Below are 16175 nucleotides of genomic sequence, written 5' to 3'. Positions count from 1 at the left end.
TCCCCCTTAGAACCACTCGTCCTGCATGGTGAGGCAAGTGTCGTCGCGCGCCTCGAGCAATGCCAGCTCATTATGGCAGCCAGGTACTTCCCAGGTCAGGAAATAACGCGCGGCCTGCAGCTTGCCAAGGTAGAAGTCGCGCTCGGCGGGGTTGCCCTTGAGCAGGCCGAGTTCGGCATGAATCGCCTGTTCCAGCCAGCGCCAGCCGATCACGCAGTGGCCGAAGGCCTTGAGGTACAGGGCCGAGTTTGCCAGGGCTCCAGCGACTTTGCCCTGGGCCAGGTCACCCAGCAAGGCCAGGGTCACACCTTGCAGGCGGTTGACCAGTTGCTCCAGCGGCTGGCGCAGCGGGTCGAGGTTCGGATGGTGGCTGGCGCGCTCGCCGGTGGCCGCGATCGACCGGATCAACTGCTTGAGGCCGGCGCCATTGTTCTGCGCCAGCTTGCGGCCCAGCAGGTCGAGCGACTGGATGCCCTCGGTGCCTTCATGGATCGGGTTCAGGCGGTTGTCGCGGTAGTACTGTTCAACCGGGTATTCGCGGGTGTAGCCGTGGCCGCCGAGGATCTGGATCGCCAGTTCATTGGCCTTGAGGCAGAACGTCGAGGGCCAGGATTTGACGATCGGGGTCAGCAGGTCGAGCAGCTCCTGCGCCTGCTTGCGGGCGCTGTCGTCGCTGGCAGTCTGGGTGTCGTCGAACAGGCGCGCGGCATACAGGCCCAGGTCGAAGGCGCCCTCCACGTAGGCCTTCTGTGCCAGCAGCATGCGTTTCACATCGCTGTGCTCGATGATCGGCACCGCGGGGCTGTGCGGGTCCTTGTTGTCCGGCAACCGACCCTGCGGGCGCTGGCGGGCGTACTCCAGCGAATACAGGTAGCCGGCGTAGCCGAGCATCACTGCGCCCATGCCGACACCGATGCGTGCCTCGTTCATCATCTGGAACATGCAGGCCAGGCCCTGGTGCGGCTGGCCGACCAGGTAGCCGACGCACTGGCCGTTGTCGCCGAAATTCAGCGCGGTGGAGGTGGTACCGCGCCAGCCCATCTTGTGGAACAGCCCTGCCAGCAGCACATCGTTGCGCGGGCCACGGCTGCCATCTTCGTTGACCAGGTACTTGGGTACGATGAACAGCGAGATGCCCTTCACGCCGGGCGGCGCATCCGGCAGCTTGGCCAGCACCATGTGCACGATGTTTTCCGACAACTCGTGATCACCGCCGGAGATGAAAATCTTGTTGCCCTTGAGCCGGTAGCTGCCGTCACCGGCAGGTTCGGCGCGGGTGCGGATATCGGCCAGTGACGAGCCAGCGTGGGGTTCGGTCAGGGCCATGGTGCCGAAGTAGCGGCCTTCGATCATCGGCTGCAGGAACAGGCGTTTCTGTTCATCGCTGCCGAAGCTCTCGATCAGGTTGGCCGCGCCCATGGTCAGGAACGGGTAGGCCGTGGTGCCGGCGTTGGCCGCCTGGAAGTGGGCGAAGCAGGCCTGCGAGACCAGGCTCGGCAGCTGCATGCCGCCGGCTTCGAAGTCGCGGTTGGCGTTGAGGAAGCCGGCTTCGAGAAAGGCGTCGACGGCGGGTTTCACTTCGGGGATCAGTTCGGCGCGGCCATCCACGTAGCGCGGCTCGTTTTCGTCGGCCTTGCGGTTGTGCGGGGCGAAGAACTTTTCGGCGATGGTGCGGGCAGTTGATAGCGCCGCGTCAAAGGTTTCGCGGTTGTGCTCGGCGAAGCGCGGGCGCTGGGTCAGGGCCTCGGCCATGAGGACTTCGTAGAGTTCGAAGGCGAGGTTGCGGGGGCTGAGCAGGGTCTCGGGCATGGTCGCGGTCCAGAGGCGGGATGCTGCGAGTGTAGGAGGGTGGTGGGGTGGGGGACAGGTTAATAGGTTTGGGTGATATGGGTTGAGAACTCCGGGATGCCTGGTGGTTGGTCGAACAGATCACGCGGGGTGGGGGCAGTTGTTGTTTTGCCTGTTCGGGCCCTTTCGCGGGTAAACCCGCTCCCACAAGTACTGCGCAGCCCCAGCCATCAACGCTGCACCTGTAGGAGCGGGTTTACCCGCGAAAGGGCCGGAGCAGGCGCAGGAAAATGTAGAGACGTTTCCCACAAGTCAGAGTGGAACTGGACTACTGCGGATCGAATGCCATTTGGCCTTGAATGTGTGCTTTGGTGTTCGCAATGAGGCTTTTCTGATGAGTGATGTCCACAAGAACGACTTGACTGATTTCGAGGGCAAGCAACTTCCCTTCTTCGTAGTCTCGCCCCTGAAGTTTGGCGTAATGACCTTCTTCACCCTTGGTTTTTACTGGCTGTATTGCTTTTATCAGAGCTGGAAGCTGCATGGAGTGAGGACAGGAGAAAAGGTCAGCCCATTCTGGCGAAGCGCTTTTGCAGTGTTCTTCATCTACCCGTTATTGAAAAGGGTGAATGATCATATTCGCGAGTCAGGCAGAACCTACCCTTGGTCCATTCTGGGGCTCGCGCTGGGCTACTACGGTATGTGTGCTGCCTGGGTGGCTGCCAGTGTGATTCTGGATGATCAGTTGTGGGCGGCGTATTTTACGGGTGTAGTCATTCAAGCAGCTTGGTTGGTCATTCTGGTGCCCATGCAGAAAGGCGCCAATTTCAGCGCGGGGGATGAGGCAGGAGTGGCCAACAGCCGTTTCACGCTGGCCAATTGGTTGTGGATGCTGCTGGCTGCCGTAATTACAGCAGCGCAGCTGTTTGCTTTGATCACACTTTCGTCCATGGCTTGAGCAGCGTCGCAGCAGAATTTGCCGGGGCCGCTTTGCGGCCCTTTCGCGGCGAAAGGCCGCCCCTGCGAAGCTCGGTATTCCGGCGCGGTTCGAAGAGGGAGCATATTGAAGAACTCGAACTTGAGCTGGCATGCGATCGCTTTCCTGTTTTGGGGAGGCATGGACGCGTTCTACATCTGCCTTTATGTTTTCCGCAGTACGGAGCGAGGTGCCATACCTTTCTGGACGGATTTCAAGGACGCATTGAGCAACATGCAGATCTGGGGAGGAGGGCTAGAGCTAATCGTCTGGCTAGACCTGATTCTGCAGCTTTCGTTGATAGCGACCTGCGGGTTGTTTCTAATGCGTTGCCGGTTGGCTGTCTACTTGGCGATGGTGCAGATCCCCTTTCGCATCTTTTTTATCGTTCCGTCGATATCCATAATCCTGTTGTTGCCGATGCTGGCTTCCAGTATCAGTAACTCGGTGTGGATTGGGCTGATGCTGACTTCGGAGGCTGGGAAAGGCTGGTGCCTATTGTGGCTCTGGCGAAAGCGCGGGTAACGGTGTGCGCCGGGGTTTTTGGATTTTTCTACCGGTCTGTCAACCCATGCACAGCTGCCACCCTCTTGTTTGACAGCAGGTGGTGATAGTTCCTGATCCACCCCTGAACGCAGATTCACTCGAAGATCCTAATCTAGGTCGCGAACTTCGCACTGAGGCTTAATGATGTGTCGCCAGAGCCGGCCCTTTCGCGGGCATGCCCGCTCCCACAGGTACGGTGCAAGTCATGAAGCTTGTGGTGATCCTGTGGGAGCGGGCGCGCCCGCGAATAGGCCCGGCCAGGCACTCGAGAATTATCAGGGGATTGAACAATGACAACAGAAGACACCCAATCCGCATCGAGCCTGGCATCCCGTGCAGGGACGCCCGTGAGCAGTCGTCGGAGTTGATGGGTTATGTCCGCGAATTGACCATTACCGGGCTGATGGATGAGAAGCCAATGATGATCTGGGCTGCCCATTACCTGAGTGCGATGGCCAAGGCACTGATGGATGATACTGAGTTGGGGATGAAGCAGTGAGGGTTTGGCTTCAGGTTGAATGAACACCTGTCAGCCCAACCCCAGCCCCCATAAAAAAAGGAGAGCCGAAGCTCTCCTTTTTTTGTTAACAACCCTCAGCGTCAGCCAATGGTCATCAAGCTGGCATTACCACCGGCAGCAGCAGTGTTCACACTCACCGCCCGTTCGATCACCAGGCGCTCCAGCGCAATCTGGTGGTCGCCGCTGGACAGCCCGTGCACACCCACGATCGCCCCGGCACGCTTGGCCACCTGCTGGCACACGCCGCGCAGCTGGTCCGAGTCGCCATGGTGGATCACGGCGTCGAACGCCACTTCATCCTTGTTCCAGTCCGCCACCAATTTGACCTTGGCCTGCAACTCTCGCGGCAGGCGGGCACGCAGGGCCTTGCCCGGCTCGCCATCCGCCCATACCGCCGAGCTGCCAACGGCCAGCACTGCGGCGAACTGCGCCAGCAGGTCAGCTTCGTTGTCGGCCAGGCACAGCACGTGCTCACGCGGCAGGATGGTGTAGCTGTTGCGCTCGCCGGTCGGGCCTGGCAACAGGCGGGCGATGCCGCACTGCGACTGGCTGGCGAACTGGCTGCACAGCGTGGCAAGGTCGGTCAGCTGGTTGCTCTCAGCCCATGCCTTCAGGCCGTGCAGCGGCTTGATCAGCTGTTCGTGCAGGGCGCGGTCAGGCTTGCCTTCGCCGTCCTGCTGCTGGAAGTGGCGGCCAATCGCGTCGGCCGGGCGGGTCGACAGCAGGCGGTACAGGTACAGCGGGCCGCCGGCTTTCGGGCCGGTGCCGGACAGGCCTTCACCACCGAACGGCTGCACACCCACCACTGCACCGACGATGTTGCGGTTGACGTACATGTTGCCGGCGTTGGCGGTTTCCACCACCTTGGCGATGGTCTCGTCGATGCGGGTGTGCACGCCGAGGGTCAGGCCGTAGCCGGAGTTGTTGATCTGCTCGATCAGCTGGTCCAGGTTGCGACGGTTGTAGCGCACCACGTGCAGCACCGGGCCGAAGATTTCACGCTTGAGCTCGTCAAAGCTTTCCAGCTCGATCAGGGTCGGCATGACGAAGGTGCCGCGCTTGAGCTCCGCAGCATCGGCAATGGCCACCTGGTAGACCGAGCGACCTTTCTCGCGCATGCCCTGGATGTGCTTCTCGATGCCGGCTTTGGCTTCGGCGTCGATCACCGGGCCAATGTCCACGGCCAGGCGGTCCGGGCAGCCCAGGCGACTTTCGGCCATGGCACCCTTGAGCATTTCGATCACGCGGTCGGCGGAGTCTTCCTGCAGGCACAGCACGCGCAGTGCCGAGCAACGCTGGCCGGCGCTGTCGAAGGCCGAGGACACCACATCGATCACCACCTGCTCGGTCAGTGCCGAGGAGTCGACGATCATCGCGTTCTGGCCGCCGGTTTCGGCGATCAGCGGGATCGGACGGCCCTGGTTGTCCAGGCGGCCGGCGACGTTGCGCTGCAGCAGGCGGGCCACTTCGGTGGAACCGGTGAACATCACGCCCTTGACGCGCTCGTCACCCACCAGGCCGGCACCGACGGTTTCACCGCGGCCTGGCAGCAGTTGCAGCACGCCTTCAGGGATGCCGGCTTCCAGCAGCAGGCGCACGGCCTGGGCAGCGATCAGTGGGGTTTGCTCGGCCGGCTTGGCCAGTACCGGGTTGCCGGCGGCGAGCGCTGCGGCCACCTGGCCGGTGAAGATCGCCAGCGGGAAGTTCCACGGGCTGATGCACACCACCGGGCCCAGCGGGCGGTGGGCGTCGTTGCTGAAGTCGTTGCGTGCCTGCACCGCGTAGTAGCGCAGGAAGTCCACGGCTTCACGCACTTCGGCGATGGCGTTGGCGAAGGTCTTGCCCGCTTCGCGGATAAGCAGACCCATCAGCGGTTGGATTTCGGCCTCCATCAGGTCGGCGGTGCGCTCCAGAATGGCAGCGCGCTCGGCTGGCGGGGTGGCCTGCCAGATCGGTGCTGCATTCAGTGCGCACTGGATGGCGTTGTCGACGTCGGCGACAGTGGCTTCCTGAACATGGCCGACCACGTCGCGGTGGTCCGCCGGGTTCAGCACAGGTGCGGCTGCGCTTTCGCTGGCGGCGCAGGCCAGCAGTGGCGTGGCTTTCCAGTCGTTATGAGCGGTGGCCAGCATGGCACAGGACAGCGATGCCAGGCGGTGTTCGTTGGCCATGTCGATGCCGGCCGAGTTGGCCCGCTCGCTGCCATACAGTTCACGCGGCAGCGGGATGCGTGGGTGCGGCAGGCCGATGCTGCCTTCCTGAGTGCCCATGCGCTCGATGCTGGCGACCGGGTCGGCGACCAGTTCCTGGATGGAGATCGAGTGGTCGGCGATGCGGTTGACAAACGAGGTGTTGGCGCCGTTTTCCAGCAGGCGACGCACCAGGTAGGCCAGCAGCGTTTCGTGGGTGCCGACCGGTGCATAGACGCGGCACGGACGGTTCAGCTTGCCTTCGGAAATCTTGCCGACCACCTGCTCGTACAGTGGCTCGCCCATGCCGTGCAGGCACTGGAACTCGTACTGGCCCGGGTAATAGTTCTGACCGGCAATGTGGTAGATGGCCGACAGGGTGTGGGCGTTGTGGGTGGCGAACTGCGGGTAGATGGCTTCTGGCACGGCCAGCAGCTTGCGGGCGCAGGCGACGTAGGACACGTCGGTGTACACCTTGCGGGTGTAGACCGGGTAGCCTTCCAGGCCTTCGACCTGGGCGCGCTTGATTTCGCTGTCCCAGTAGGCGCCTTTCACCAGGCGGATCATCAGGCGGTGGCGGCTGCGCTTGGCCAGGTCGATGACATAGTCGATCACATACGGGCAGCGCTTCTGGTAGGCCTGGATGACGAAGCCGATACCGTTCCAGCCGGCCAGCGAAGGCTCGAAGCACAGGCGCTCGAGCAGGTCGAGCGATAGCTCCAGGCGGTCGGCTTCTTCGGCGTCGATGTTCAGGCCGATGTCGTACTGCTTGGCCAGCAGGGTCAACGACAGCAGGCGCGGGTACAGCTCTTCCATCACGCGCTCGTACTGGGCGCGGCTGTAGCGCGGGTGCAGCGCCGACAGCTTGATCGAGATGCCCGGGCCTTCATAGATGCCACGGCCATGAGAGGCCTTGCCGATCGAGTGGATGGCCTGCTCGTAGGACGCCAGGTACTTCTGTGCGTCGTGCTCGGTCAGTGCGGCTTCGCCGAGCATGTCGTAGGAATAGCGGAAGCCCTTGGACTCGAAGCGGCTGGCATTGGCCAGGGCTTCGGCGATGGTTTCGCCGGTGACGAACTGCTCGCCCATCAGGCGCATGGCCATGTCGACGCCCTTGCGGATCATCGGCTCGCCGCTCTTGCCGATGATGCGGGTGAGCGAGGAGGTGAGGCCGGATTCGTTGTGGGTGGACACCAGCTTGCCGGTCAGCAGCAGGCCCCAGGTGGCGGCGTTGACGAACAGCGACGGGCTGTTGCCCAGGTGTGGCTGCCAGTTGCCGGTGCTGATCTTGTCGCGGATCAGCGCGTCACGGGTGCCCTTGTCGGGGATGCGCAGCAGGGCTTCGGCCAGGCACATCAGTGCCACGCCTTCCTGGGACGACAGCGAGAATTCCTGCAGCAGGCCCTGGACGATGCCGGCACGACCGCCAGCGCTCTTCTGGTTACGCAGTTTTTCGGCGATGCCGGCGGCCATCTTGTTGGTCGCTTCGGCCAGCGGGGCGCTCAGGCGCGCCTGCTCCAGCAGCATCGGTACCACTTCCTGCTCGGGGCGGCGGTAGGCGGCGGTGATCGCCGAGCGCAGCACCGACTGCGGCAGGATGCTCTCGGCGAACTCGAGGAAGCACTGGTGGCTGTGGTCGGGTTGGACCTCACCGGCGTCGTCGGCCAGGTTGCTGGCATGGCCGTTGAGTTCGGTCAGGGTGGCACCACCCTCGAGCTTCTCCAGGTAGTTGAAGATCGCTTGCTTGATCAACCAGTGCGGGGTGCGGTCAATCGACTGCGCAGCTGCCTTGAGTCGCTCACGGGTTGGGTCATCGAGTTTGACCCCAAGGGTGGTCGTCGCCATTTCTTATCCTCGTTATTGCCACGGTTGTGGCCTAAGCTGGCGCCAAGAGTAGCTGTAGGACAATTCGGGTGCAACCAGGTGCAACCCGAATTTTTCATGGAAAAGGTGCAACTCGTCCGACCGTCATTTCCATGCCCGGAAAAGGGTCGTTTTCGGTGCGTTTTATTATGAAAAGCGGAGTTGTTGTTCCCAAAAGGAGCAAAAAATCAGATTTGTCTGAAAATGCACGAGAAGGTGCAACTTGCAAATGAAAAATGGTTGCACCCGCTTTGCGTTGTTGCATAGGATTCGCCGCCTGGGTGCAACCGCCATGGCTGCGGTTGTGCATGACATAAAAACAAACGCCAGGGCACACGCATGGGCAATCCACTAACGATCACTTTCGTGGTCTATATCGCGGCAATGGTGCTGATCGGCTTCGCCGCCTATCGCTCCACCAATAACCTTTCCGACTACATCCTCGGCGGTCGCAGCCTGGGTAGCGTGGTCACCGCGCTTTCCGCCGGCGCTTCCGACATGAGCGGCTGGCTGTTGATGGGCCTGCCGGGCGCCATCTACTTCTCAGGCTTGTCCGAAGCCTGGATTGCCATCGGCCTGACCGTCGGCGCCTACCTGAACTGGCTGTTCGTCGCTGGTCGTCTGCGCGTGCAGACCGAGCACAACGGCGATGCGCTGACCCTGCCGGACTACTTCTCCAGCCGCTTCGAAGACAACAGCGGCGTGCTGCGGATCATCTCGGCCATCGTGATCCTGGTGTTCTTCACCATCTATTGCGCCTCCGGCATCGTTGCCGGTGCCCGTCTGTTCGAGAGCACCTTCGGCATGCCGTACGAAACCGCCCTGTGGGCCGGTGCCGCCGCGACCATCGCCTACACCTTCGTCGGTGGTTTCCTGGCGGTGAGCTGGACCGATACCGTGCAGGCTTCGCTGATGATCTTTGCGCTGATCCTCACCCCGGTGATCGTGCTGATCTCCACCGGCGGCTTCGATACCACCTTCGCTGCCATCGATGCGGTCAACCCGGCCAACTTCGACATGCTCAAGGGCGCCACCTTCATCGGCATCATCTCGCTGATGGGCTGGGGTCTGGGCTACTTCGGTCAGCCGCACATCCTGGCGCGTTTCATGGCCGCCGACTCGGTGAAGTCGATCGCCAACGCTCGCCGTATCTCCATGACCTGGATGATCCTGTGCCTGGCCGGTACCTGCGCCGTGGGCTTCTTCGGCATCGCCTACTTCTCGGCGCACCCTGATCTGGCGGGCCCGGTCACCGAGAACCACGAGCGTGTGTTCATCGAGCTGGCCAAGATCCTGTTCAACCCATGGATCGCCGGTGTACTGCTGTCGGCCATCCTGGCGGCGGTGATGAGTACCCTGAGCTGCCAGCTGTTGGTGTGCTCCAGCGCCCTGACCGAAGACTTCTACAAGTCCTTCCTGCGCAAGAACGCTTCGCAGGTCGAGCTGGTGTGGGTCGGCCGCCTGATGGTGCTGGCCGTCGCCCTGATCGCCATCGCCATGGCCTCCAACCCGGAAAACCGCGTGCTGGGCCTGGTGGCTTACGCCTGGGCCGGCTTCGGTGCTGCCTTTGGTCCGGTGGTGCTGATTTCGGTACTGTGGAAAGGCATGACCCGTAACGGCGCACTGGCCGGTATCGTGGTGGGCGCACTGACCGTGATCCTGTGGAAGAACTTCGACACCCTCGGGCTGTACGAAATCATCCCGGGCTTCCTGTTCGCCAGCATCGCCATCTTCGTGGTGAGCAAGCTGGGCAGCCCGTCGCAGGCAATGGTCAAGCGCTTCGAGACTGCTGATGCGGCGTATCACGCTGACAAGTAATACCCGTTGAGTCGGCGGCGCCTGCTTCGCGGGTGAACCCGCTCCCACAGGGATTGCACAGAACTCAAATTCTGTGAGGTGCCTGTGGGAGCGGGTTTACCCGCGAAGATGCCGTCGCCAATCAGCAGCCAGGCCTGACTCCGCCTGCAAGGCAAGGTAAACTTGCCACCCCCGCAGGAGTTGCCATGAACTATCGTCACGCCTTCCACGCCGGCAACCACGCCGACGTCCTCAAACATATCGTGCTGACCCGCCTCATCGCCCTGATGTCGCGCAAGGAGCAGCCGTTCGCCTATATCGATACCCATGCAGGGCTTGGCCTTTACGACCTGCAGGGCGACCAGGCAACCCGCACCGGCGAGTACCTGGAAGGTGTCGCCCGCCTGTGGAATCGCGATGACCTGCCGGCCATGGCCGACGACTATCTGCGTATCATCAAGCGCCTGAATGCCGATGGCGAGCTGCGCTACTACCCCGGTTCGCCCGAGCTGGCCCGCCGCCTGATGCGCCAGCAGGACCGCGCCCTGCTCAACGAGAAGCATCCCGAGGACGGGCCGCTGCTCAAAGAGAACATGAAGAAAGACCCACGCGTGGTCGTGCACCTGGGCGAAGGCTGGCATGTGCCGCGGGCCTTGCTGCCCGTGCAGGAAAAGCGCGCGATCATGCTGATCGACCCGCCGTTCGAGCAGGCTGACGAGCTCAAGCGCTGCACTACCGCCATGAAAGAGGCGATCAGTCGCATGCGCCAGACCGTCGCGGCCATCTGGTACCCGATCAAGGACCAGCGTTCGCTGACCCGCTTCTACCAGGACCTGACCAGCACCGGCGCACCGAAACTGCTGCGGGTCGAGTTGTATGTGCACCACCAGGACAGCCCGCAGGGGCTCAATGGCTCAGGTCTGGCCATCGCCAACCCGCCGTGGGGGTTGGAAGAAGAGCTCAGGGAGCTGCTGCCATGGCTGGCCAAAGAGCTGGCGCAAACCGCCGGCAGCTTCCGCATGGACTGGTTGATCGCTGAATAAGCTGCGCTGCGATCCCTTGTAGGAGCGGCCTTGTGTCGCGAAAGGGCCGCTAAGCGGCCCCGGCAATTTCTGCTGCGAAGCTGAAAGCCTGGGGCCGCTACACGGCCCTTTCGCGACACAAGGCCGCTCCTACAACGACCGCGCAGTTCCTGATGTTTGCGTTATAATCCCGCCCTTTAGCCGCCACCCGCCCAAGAGGCCGCTGGCGCATTTCTACCGAATGAAGAGGCTAATCCCTTGGCATTGACGATTCTTGGCCTGTCCGGCGCCCTTAGCCATGACCCTTCCGCGGCCTTGTACATTGACGGCAAACTGATTGCCGCCGCCGAAGAAGAGCGCTTCGTGCGTGACAAGCATGCGAAGAACCGCATGCCCTACGAGTCGGCGAAGTTCTGCCTGGAACAGGCAGGCATCAAGCCATCCGACGTCGACGTGGTAGCCATCCCGTTCGCCCCGATCAGCCTGTTCGGCAAAGCGCGCTGGCACTATGCCAAGCGCTACTGGTACGCCCCGGACCGCGCCCTCGACGCCATCCTGATGGGCAACCGTCGCTACAAGCGCTACCGCAAGAAGATTGTCTGGTGCCTGGAGCAACTGGGCTTCGACCCGAAAAAGGTCAAGATCGAGCCGGTCGAGCATCACCTGGCCCACGCCTCCAGTGCCTACCACTGCTCGGGCTTCAAGGAAAAAACCGCAATCCTCGGCATCGACGGTAAAGGCGAATACGCCACCACCTTCTTTGGCTACGGCGAAAACGGCAAGATCCACAAGATCAAGGAGTTCTTCGACCCGGACTCGCTGGGCGGCCTGTACGGCGCAATCACCGAGTTCCTCGGCTTCGAGATGCTCGATGGCGAGTTCAAGGTCATGGGCATGGCGCCGTATGGCGACGCCAGCAAGTACGACTTCTCGCGCCTGGCCAGCTTCGAAAACGGCGAACTGGTGATCAACACCGAATACGCCAACGTCATTGGCCTGCGCCGCTATAAAGAGAAGGGCAAGGGCTTCTACTTCTCGCCGAAGCTGATCGAATGGCTGGGCCCCAAGCGCGAAGGCGACATCGCCGACGAGCCGTACATCCATTACGCGGCCAGCATGCAGGCGCTGTTCGAGAAGATCGCCCTGCAGATGATCGATCACTACCTGGGCGACGTCCTGCGTGAAACCGGCAAGCTGGCCTTTGCTGGCGGTTGCGCGCTGAACGTCAAGCTCAACCAGAAGATCATCGCCCGCCCAGACCTGAAAGAGCTGTTCGTCCAGCCTGCTTCCGGTGACGCCGGTACCGCGGTGGGTGCTGCCGCCTACGTTTCCCACGCCCGTGGCGTGCCGGTCGAGAAGATGGAACACGTCTACCTCGGCCCTTCGTACTCCAACGAAGACGTGATCGCTGCCTGCGCCCGTCACCCGAACGCGCCGAAGTGGCGCAAGCTCGACGACATGCCGCAGCGCATCGCCAAGATCATGGTCGATGGCAACCCGGTGGCCTGGTTCCAGGGCCGCATGGAATTCGGCCCCCGTGCCCTGGGCGGCCGTTCGATCATTGGTTGCCCGAGCGTGCCTGGCGTAGCCGACCGCATCAACGAGCAGATCAAGTTCCGCGAACGCTGGAGACCTTTCTGCCCGTCGATGCTCGACACCGTCGCCCCGCAGATGATCAAGGTCGACCATCCGGCGCCGTTCATGACCTTCACCTTCGAAGTGGCTGAAGAGTGGAAGACCCGCGTGCCGGAAGTGGTTCACGAGGACGGCACTTCGCGTGCCCAGGTGCTCAAGCGCGAGTACAACCCGCGCTACTACGACATGATGAAGGCACTGGAAGACCTGACCGGCAACGGCGTGTCGCTGAACACCTCGCTGAACCGCCGTGGTGAACCGATGATCTGCTCGCCGACCGACGCCCTGAACATGTTCTTCGGCTCGGACCTGCAGTACCTGATCATGGAAGACATCCTGGTTGTGAAGGACGGCGCGGCCCCGTATGACCAGCCGCTCTGAACCGCGCATCCTGCAGTTCTGCCATGGCTATGACGGGCCGTTCCTGGACTGCGCCCGTCAGTACGCCAGCCTGTTCCAGGGGCGTGGCTACCAGGTCACCACGGTGTTCCTCACCGGCGCCGCCGACCCGCAGGTAGCGGCTGGCTGCGCGTCGGACGAGGTGCTGTTCCTGGAGTTCAGCTCCAAGGCCGTGCGCGGCCTGAAACTCGGCGCCATCCGTGCATTGCGGCGGATCGCGGCCGAGCGCAATTTCGCCTTCTGCATTGCCCATCGCTTCAAGCCGATCTACGTGGCGTTGCTGGGCACCAGCTTGCCGGTGATCGGCGTGCACCATGCTTTCGGTGATTACGAGCGCAAGGGGCGACGCATCTTCGCCAACCTGTTCAGCAAACGCCTGAGCTTGCTGGGCGTGTCGGATGCAGTGCGTGACGACATGCGCCGCTGTCTGCCGCAGTGGCCGGCAGAGCGTATCCAGACCTTGTACAACCGCATCGACATCGACGCCCTGCAAGCGGCTCTGGTGCCACGCGCCGAGGCCCGCCAGGCCTTGGGCCTGGATGCGCAGGCGTGGATTGTCGGTAACGTCGGGCGCCTGCACCCGGACAAGGACCAGGCCACCCTGCTGCGTGGCTTTGCCGAAGCGCTACCGGGGCTGCCGGCGGGCGCCCGCCTGGCAATTCTTGGCAAGGGGCGCCTGGAAGCCAAGCTCAAGGCCCTGGCCGCCGAGCTGGGCATTGCCGGGCAAGTGGACTTCCTTGGCCAGGTGCCGGATGCGCGCCGTTACTTCCAGGCGTTCGATGTATTCGCCCTGAGCTCCGACCATGAGCCGTTCGGCATGGTCCTGCTCGAAGCCATGGTCGCCGGTGTACCGGTACTGGCCACGGCCTGTGGTGGTGCTCGCGAAGTGGTCGAGGGTGTTGGCGTGCTGTTCCCGCTGGGCGATGCCGGGCAACTGGCCCAGGGCCTGAAGCACATGGCCGTGCTCGATGGGCAGCAGCGCCAGGCCTGTGCCGAGCACATGCTGCAGCGCCTGCGTGAGCGCTTCTCCGACCAGGCGGTGCGCGAGGCCTTCTGGCAGCTGCCGCAAGTCCGTGCGTTGGTGGGGCAGGCCTGATGCTCAACCGTATCCAGGCCTTCCGCGAACGCGGTTGGCAAGTTATCGACGCCAAGGCCTACGCCGAGGCATGGGCCCACTTTGGTGGCAGTGTCGCCACCCATCCTTTGGTGGTCGAGCAGCTGGCGGACCTGGCACAGATCCCGGTGCGTTACCTGGGCTGGCACCAGGCCGGCGAGCTGAAGGCCGCCATCCCCACCTGGGGGCGCCACCTTGCGCTGTCCAAGGATGTGCTCAAGCGTGCCGGCAAAAAGGCCCTGTTCGACCTGGGCAATGCCGAGATCATCCTGCCGGCGGCGGCCGATGCCGCTGCACCGTTGCGCCATGCCGCGCGCTACCTGTCCGAACTGAACCAGGGGCGCTTCAGCGGCCTCAAGGCGCAGAAGGAACAGTTGGCCATGGCCCGCGCCCACGAAGACCTGTCGAAGAAGTTCCGCTACAACCAGCGCCGCGAACTGCGCCTGCTGGAAGAGGCGGGCGGTGTGGTGCGCCCGATCAGCGACTTCAGCGCGCAGGAAATCGCCAGCATGTACTGCGACCTGTTCCTGCGCCGCTGGGGCTTCCCTGCCACCGGCGCCGAGCGCATGGCCGAGGTGCTGGAGCGCCTGCGCGAGCTGCTGATCGGCTCGGTGCTGCTGTTGGACGGCAAGCCGATTGCCATCCAGCTGGTTTACCGTGTCGAAGCGCCGGAATGGATCAGCGTCGAGTACATCAATGGCGGTGTCGACCCTGAAACCAAGGCCTTCAGCCCCGGCAGCGTGCTGAGCTTCCTCAATACCCAGGCCGCCTGGGAAGACGCCCGTGCGCGCAACAAGCCGCTGCGGTTCTCGTTCGGCCGTGCCGACCGCGAGTACAAGGACCGCTGGTGCAACCCCGTGCCGGTGTATCAGGCGTGAGTCGCAAGCAGCAGCTGCTCAAGCGCCACCGGCGCAACAAGCGCCTGGGCCTGCTGGCGGGCCTGGTAGCGCTGGTGGCCGTAGGTGTGTTCAGCTGGTGGTGGTTGCCACTGTTGCTGTTGCCGCTGCTGTGGGCGGCCCATGAAGCCTGGTTTGCCGACCACCTGTTCTATGCGCCTGGCGAGGACTACGCCTACGACTTCGGCGAGCAGACCCGGGAGGCTCCTGCCAGCCTGAGCGGCGGCCTGCTCAAGGCTGACTGCGTGCTGCAGGGCAACGAAACCCTGATTCTCGAACTGCGGGTAAAAAGCAGCTGGCTGGGGCGCTTCCTCGACCCGCAGGTCGAGCTGATGGCTGGCGAGCAGGCCGATCGGCAAACCTTCGAGCGCGGCGTCGATGGCGTGCGCTTCCTCAACTTGACCGGCCTCGCCGCACCTCTGCAGGCTGGCGCGTTGCGCCTGCGTGGCCGGCATTGCCGGCTGTCGGGCCAGCCGCGCTTGTGGATAACCCCGGCGGTCGAGCTGCAACGGCGCCGGGTGATGGTGATCGCGCCGCATGCCGATGATGCCGAACTGGCCGCTTACGGGCTCTACAGCCAGGCCGACGAAACCTGGGTAGTGACCCTGACCGCCGGTGAGATCGAGGCCGAACACTATCAGCAGATGGGCCTGGCAAAGGCCGAGGCCGCGCGCCTGAAGGGCCGCCTGCGGGCCTGGGACAGTATCGCCGTGCCACGCTGGGCCGGTGTGGCGGAATCGCGTTGCGTGCAGCTGGGCTACTTCTGCCTGCAACTACCTGCCATGCAGGCTGCGCCAGACCAGCCGGCCGCTTCCCGGGAGGCCGACCTCGCCGACATTCGCGTATTCCGCCGGTTCAACCCGTTCCCGCTGCCGGCCGACGACGATGGCGCGCCGACCTGGCGCAACCTGCTGGCCGACCTGCGGGCCTTGCTGGAAATGGCCAAGCCAGAGGTGCTGGTGATGCCGCACCCGCAGCTCGACCCGCACCCTGACCACATATGTGCCCAGGCAGCGGTGCTGGAAGCCTTGCAAGGCTTGGCCTGGCAGCCGCAAACCCTGCTGTGCTACGCCAACCACCTGCATGACAACGACCGCTGGCCGATGGGCGACAGTGGTGACGGCGTGGCCTTGCCGCCGCAGCTGAGCGCTGCCCAGGCGTGGGCACCTTGCAGCCTGGTACTGGACCTGGCAACCCAGCGCGACAAGGCCATGGCCCTGGGCATGATGCACGACCTGCAGCCGCCGGCGCCGTTCAAGCGCCGCCTGCGCCGCTTGTTGCAGCGCTGGCTGGCCGGGCGGCGGCCGTCGCCTTACGGCGAGAACGAATTCTTCCGCAAGGCCGTGCGCCGACATGAACTGTTCTGGCGGCGTGAGCTGTAGCCGCGCCCCATGGTTGACCGCGATGGCGCAGAGCGCCCAAGGAACCCA

The 16175-nt window shown here is 63.4% G+C and carries 12 protein-coding genes; 9 read left to right on the top strand and 3 right to left on the bottom strand.

Features of this window, described 5'->3' with window-relative positions; genetic code table 11:
* Positions 1 to 6: 6 nt before the first annotated feature.
* Positions 7 to 1809: an acyl-CoA dehydrogenase gene (locus tag ABNP31_RS23880; protein ID WP_350012830.1), complete on the bottom strand. Its 1803-nt coding sequence runs from the start codon at positions 1807 to 1809 to the stop codon at positions 7 to 9.
* Positions 1810 to 2182: 373 nt separating this feature from the next.
* Here ABNP31_RS23880 and ABNP31_RS23875 point away from each other — a divergent pair, with 373 nt between their 5' ends.
* The 3 genes from ABNP31_RS23875 (at position 2183) to ABNP31_RS23865 (ending at position 3809) form a co-directional block, all read left to right on the top strand.
* Entirely contained in the window at positions 2183 to 2746 is a 564-nt protein-coding gene (locus tag ABNP31_RS23875; RefSeq protein WP_350012829.1) for a hypothetical protein, read from the top strand.
* Positions 2747 to 2851: 105 nt separating this feature from the next.
* Entirely contained in the window at positions 2852 to 3289 is a 438-nt protein-coding gene (locus tag ABNP31_RS23870; protein WP_350012828.1) for a hypothetical protein, read from the top strand.
* A 268-nt stretch (positions 3290 to 3557) separates the two neighbouring features.
* Positions 3558 to 3809, top strand: coding sequence for a DUF3077 domain-containing protein (locus ABNP31_RS23865; RefSeq protein WP_238067652.1), 252 nt, complete (start codon positions 3558 to 3560; stop codon positions 3807 to 3809).
* Between the two features lie 101 nt (positions 3810 to 3910).
* Here ABNP31_RS23865 and putA read toward each other — a convergent pair whose 3' ends face one another.
* Together putA and ABNP31_RS23855 are read right to left on the bottom strand one after the other, a co-directional pair.
* Positions 3911 to 7864 (bottom strand): trifunctional transcriptional regulator/proline dehydrogenase/L-glutamate gamma-semialdehyde dehydrogenase, encoded by a 3954-nt coding sequence (gene putA, locus ABNP31_RS23860; protein WP_238067000.1) that lies wholly within the window; start codon positions 7862 to 7864, stop codon positions 3911 to 3913.
* Between the two features lie 94 nt (positions 7865 to 7958).
* Positions 7959 to 8147: a hypothetical protein gene (locus ABNP31_RS23855; RefSeq protein WP_139832719.1), complete on the bottom strand. Its 189-nt coding sequence runs from the start codon at positions 8145 to 8147 to the stop codon at positions 7959 to 7961.
* A 74-nt stretch (positions 8148 to 8221) separates the two neighbouring features.
* Between ABNP31_RS23855 and putP the strand changes: the two genes are divergently transcribed.
* The 6 genes from putP to ABNP31_RS23825 all read left to right on the top strand — a co-directional run bounded on the left by putP (position 8222) and on the right by ABNP31_RS23825 (position 16127).
* On the top strand, positions 8222 to 9700 hold the full coding sequence (gene putP, locus ABNP31_RS23850; protein WP_015272040.1) for a sodium/proline symporter PutP: 1479 nt from the start codon (positions 8222 to 8224) through the stop codon (positions 9698 to 9700).
* 185 nt (positions 9701 to 9885) lie between these two features.
* The gene (locus tag ABNP31_RS23845; RefSeq protein WP_085663521.1) at positions 9886 to 10722 is read left to right on the top strand and encodes a 23S rRNA (adenine(2030)-N(6))-methyltransferase RlmJ; all 837 of its coding nucleotides are present in this window, start codon (positions 9886 to 9888) and stop codon (positions 10720 to 10722) included.
* A 237-nt stretch (positions 10723 to 10959) separates the two neighbouring features.
* Positions 10960 to 12717, top strand: coding sequence for a carbamoyltransferase family protein (locus tag ABNP31_RS23840; protein ID WP_013974482.1), 1758 nt, complete (start codon positions 10960 to 10962; stop codon positions 12715 to 12717).
* Positions 12701 to 13831: a glycosyltransferase gene (locus ABNP31_RS23835; RefSeq protein ID WP_085663522.1), complete on the top strand. Its 1131-nt coding sequence runs from the start codon at positions 12701 to 12703 to the stop codon at positions 13829 to 13831. The genes ABNP31_RS23840 and ABNP31_RS23835 overlap by 17 nt, the downstream gene beginning before the upstream one ends.
* Entirely contained in the window at positions 13831 to 14727 is an 897-nt protein-coding gene (locus ABNP31_RS23830; RefSeq protein WP_085663523.1) for an antimicrobial resistance protein Mig-14, read from the top strand. Before ABNP31_RS23835 ends, ABNP31_RS23830 begins: the two co-directional genes overlap by 1 nt.
* A complete protein-coding gene (locus ABNP31_RS23825; protein ID WP_350012827.1) occupies positions 14724 to 16127 on the top strand; it encodes a PIG-L deacetylase family protein in 1404 nt (467 codons plus the stop codon). The genes ABNP31_RS23830 and ABNP31_RS23825 overlap by 4 nt, the downstream gene beginning before the upstream one ends.
* Positions 16128 to 16175: the final 48 nt, after the last annotated feature.

The sequence above is a fragment of the Pseudomonas asiatica genome (assembly GCF_040214835.1).
Lineage (GTDB): Bacteria > Pseudomonadota > Gammaproteobacteria > Pseudomonadales > Pseudomonadaceae > Aquipseudomonas > Aquipseudomonas putida_Z.
Note: the sequence above shows the minus strand (reverse complement) of the source record. Positions and strands in the feature narration are given on the sequence as shown.

Coding starts and splice junctions, on each gene's coding strand:
- ABNP31_RS23845 (WP_085663521.1), top strand. CDS start 9,886: ATGAACTATCGTCACGCCTTCCACGCCGGCAACCACGCCGACGTCCTC.
- putP (WP_015272040.1), top strand. CDS start 8,222: ATGGGCAATCCACTAACGATCACTTTCGTGGTCTATATCGCGGCAATG.
- ABNP31_RS23875 (WP_350012829.1), top strand. CDS start 2,183: ATGAGTGATGTCCACAAGAACGACTTGACTGATTTCGAGGGCAAGCAA.
- ABNP31_RS23855 (WP_139832719.1), bottom strand. CDS start 8,147: ATGCAACAACGCAAAGCGGGTGCAACCATTTTTCATTTGCAAGTTGCA.
- ABNP31_RS23830 (WP_085663523.1), top strand. CDS start 13,831: ATGCTCAACCGTATCCAGGCCTTCCGCGAACGCGGTTGGCAAGTTATC.
- ABNP31_RS23835 (WP_085663522.1), top strand. CDS start 12,701: ATGACCAGCCGCTCTGAACCGCGCATCCTGCAGTTCTGCCATGGCTAT.
- putA (WP_238067000.1), bottom strand. CDS start 7,864: ATGGCGACGACCACCCTTGGGGTCAAACTCGATGACCCAACCCGTGAG.
- ABNP31_RS23880 (WP_350012830.1), bottom strand. CDS start 1,809: ATGCCCGAGACCCTGCTCAGCCCCCGCAACCTCGCCTTCGAACTCTAC.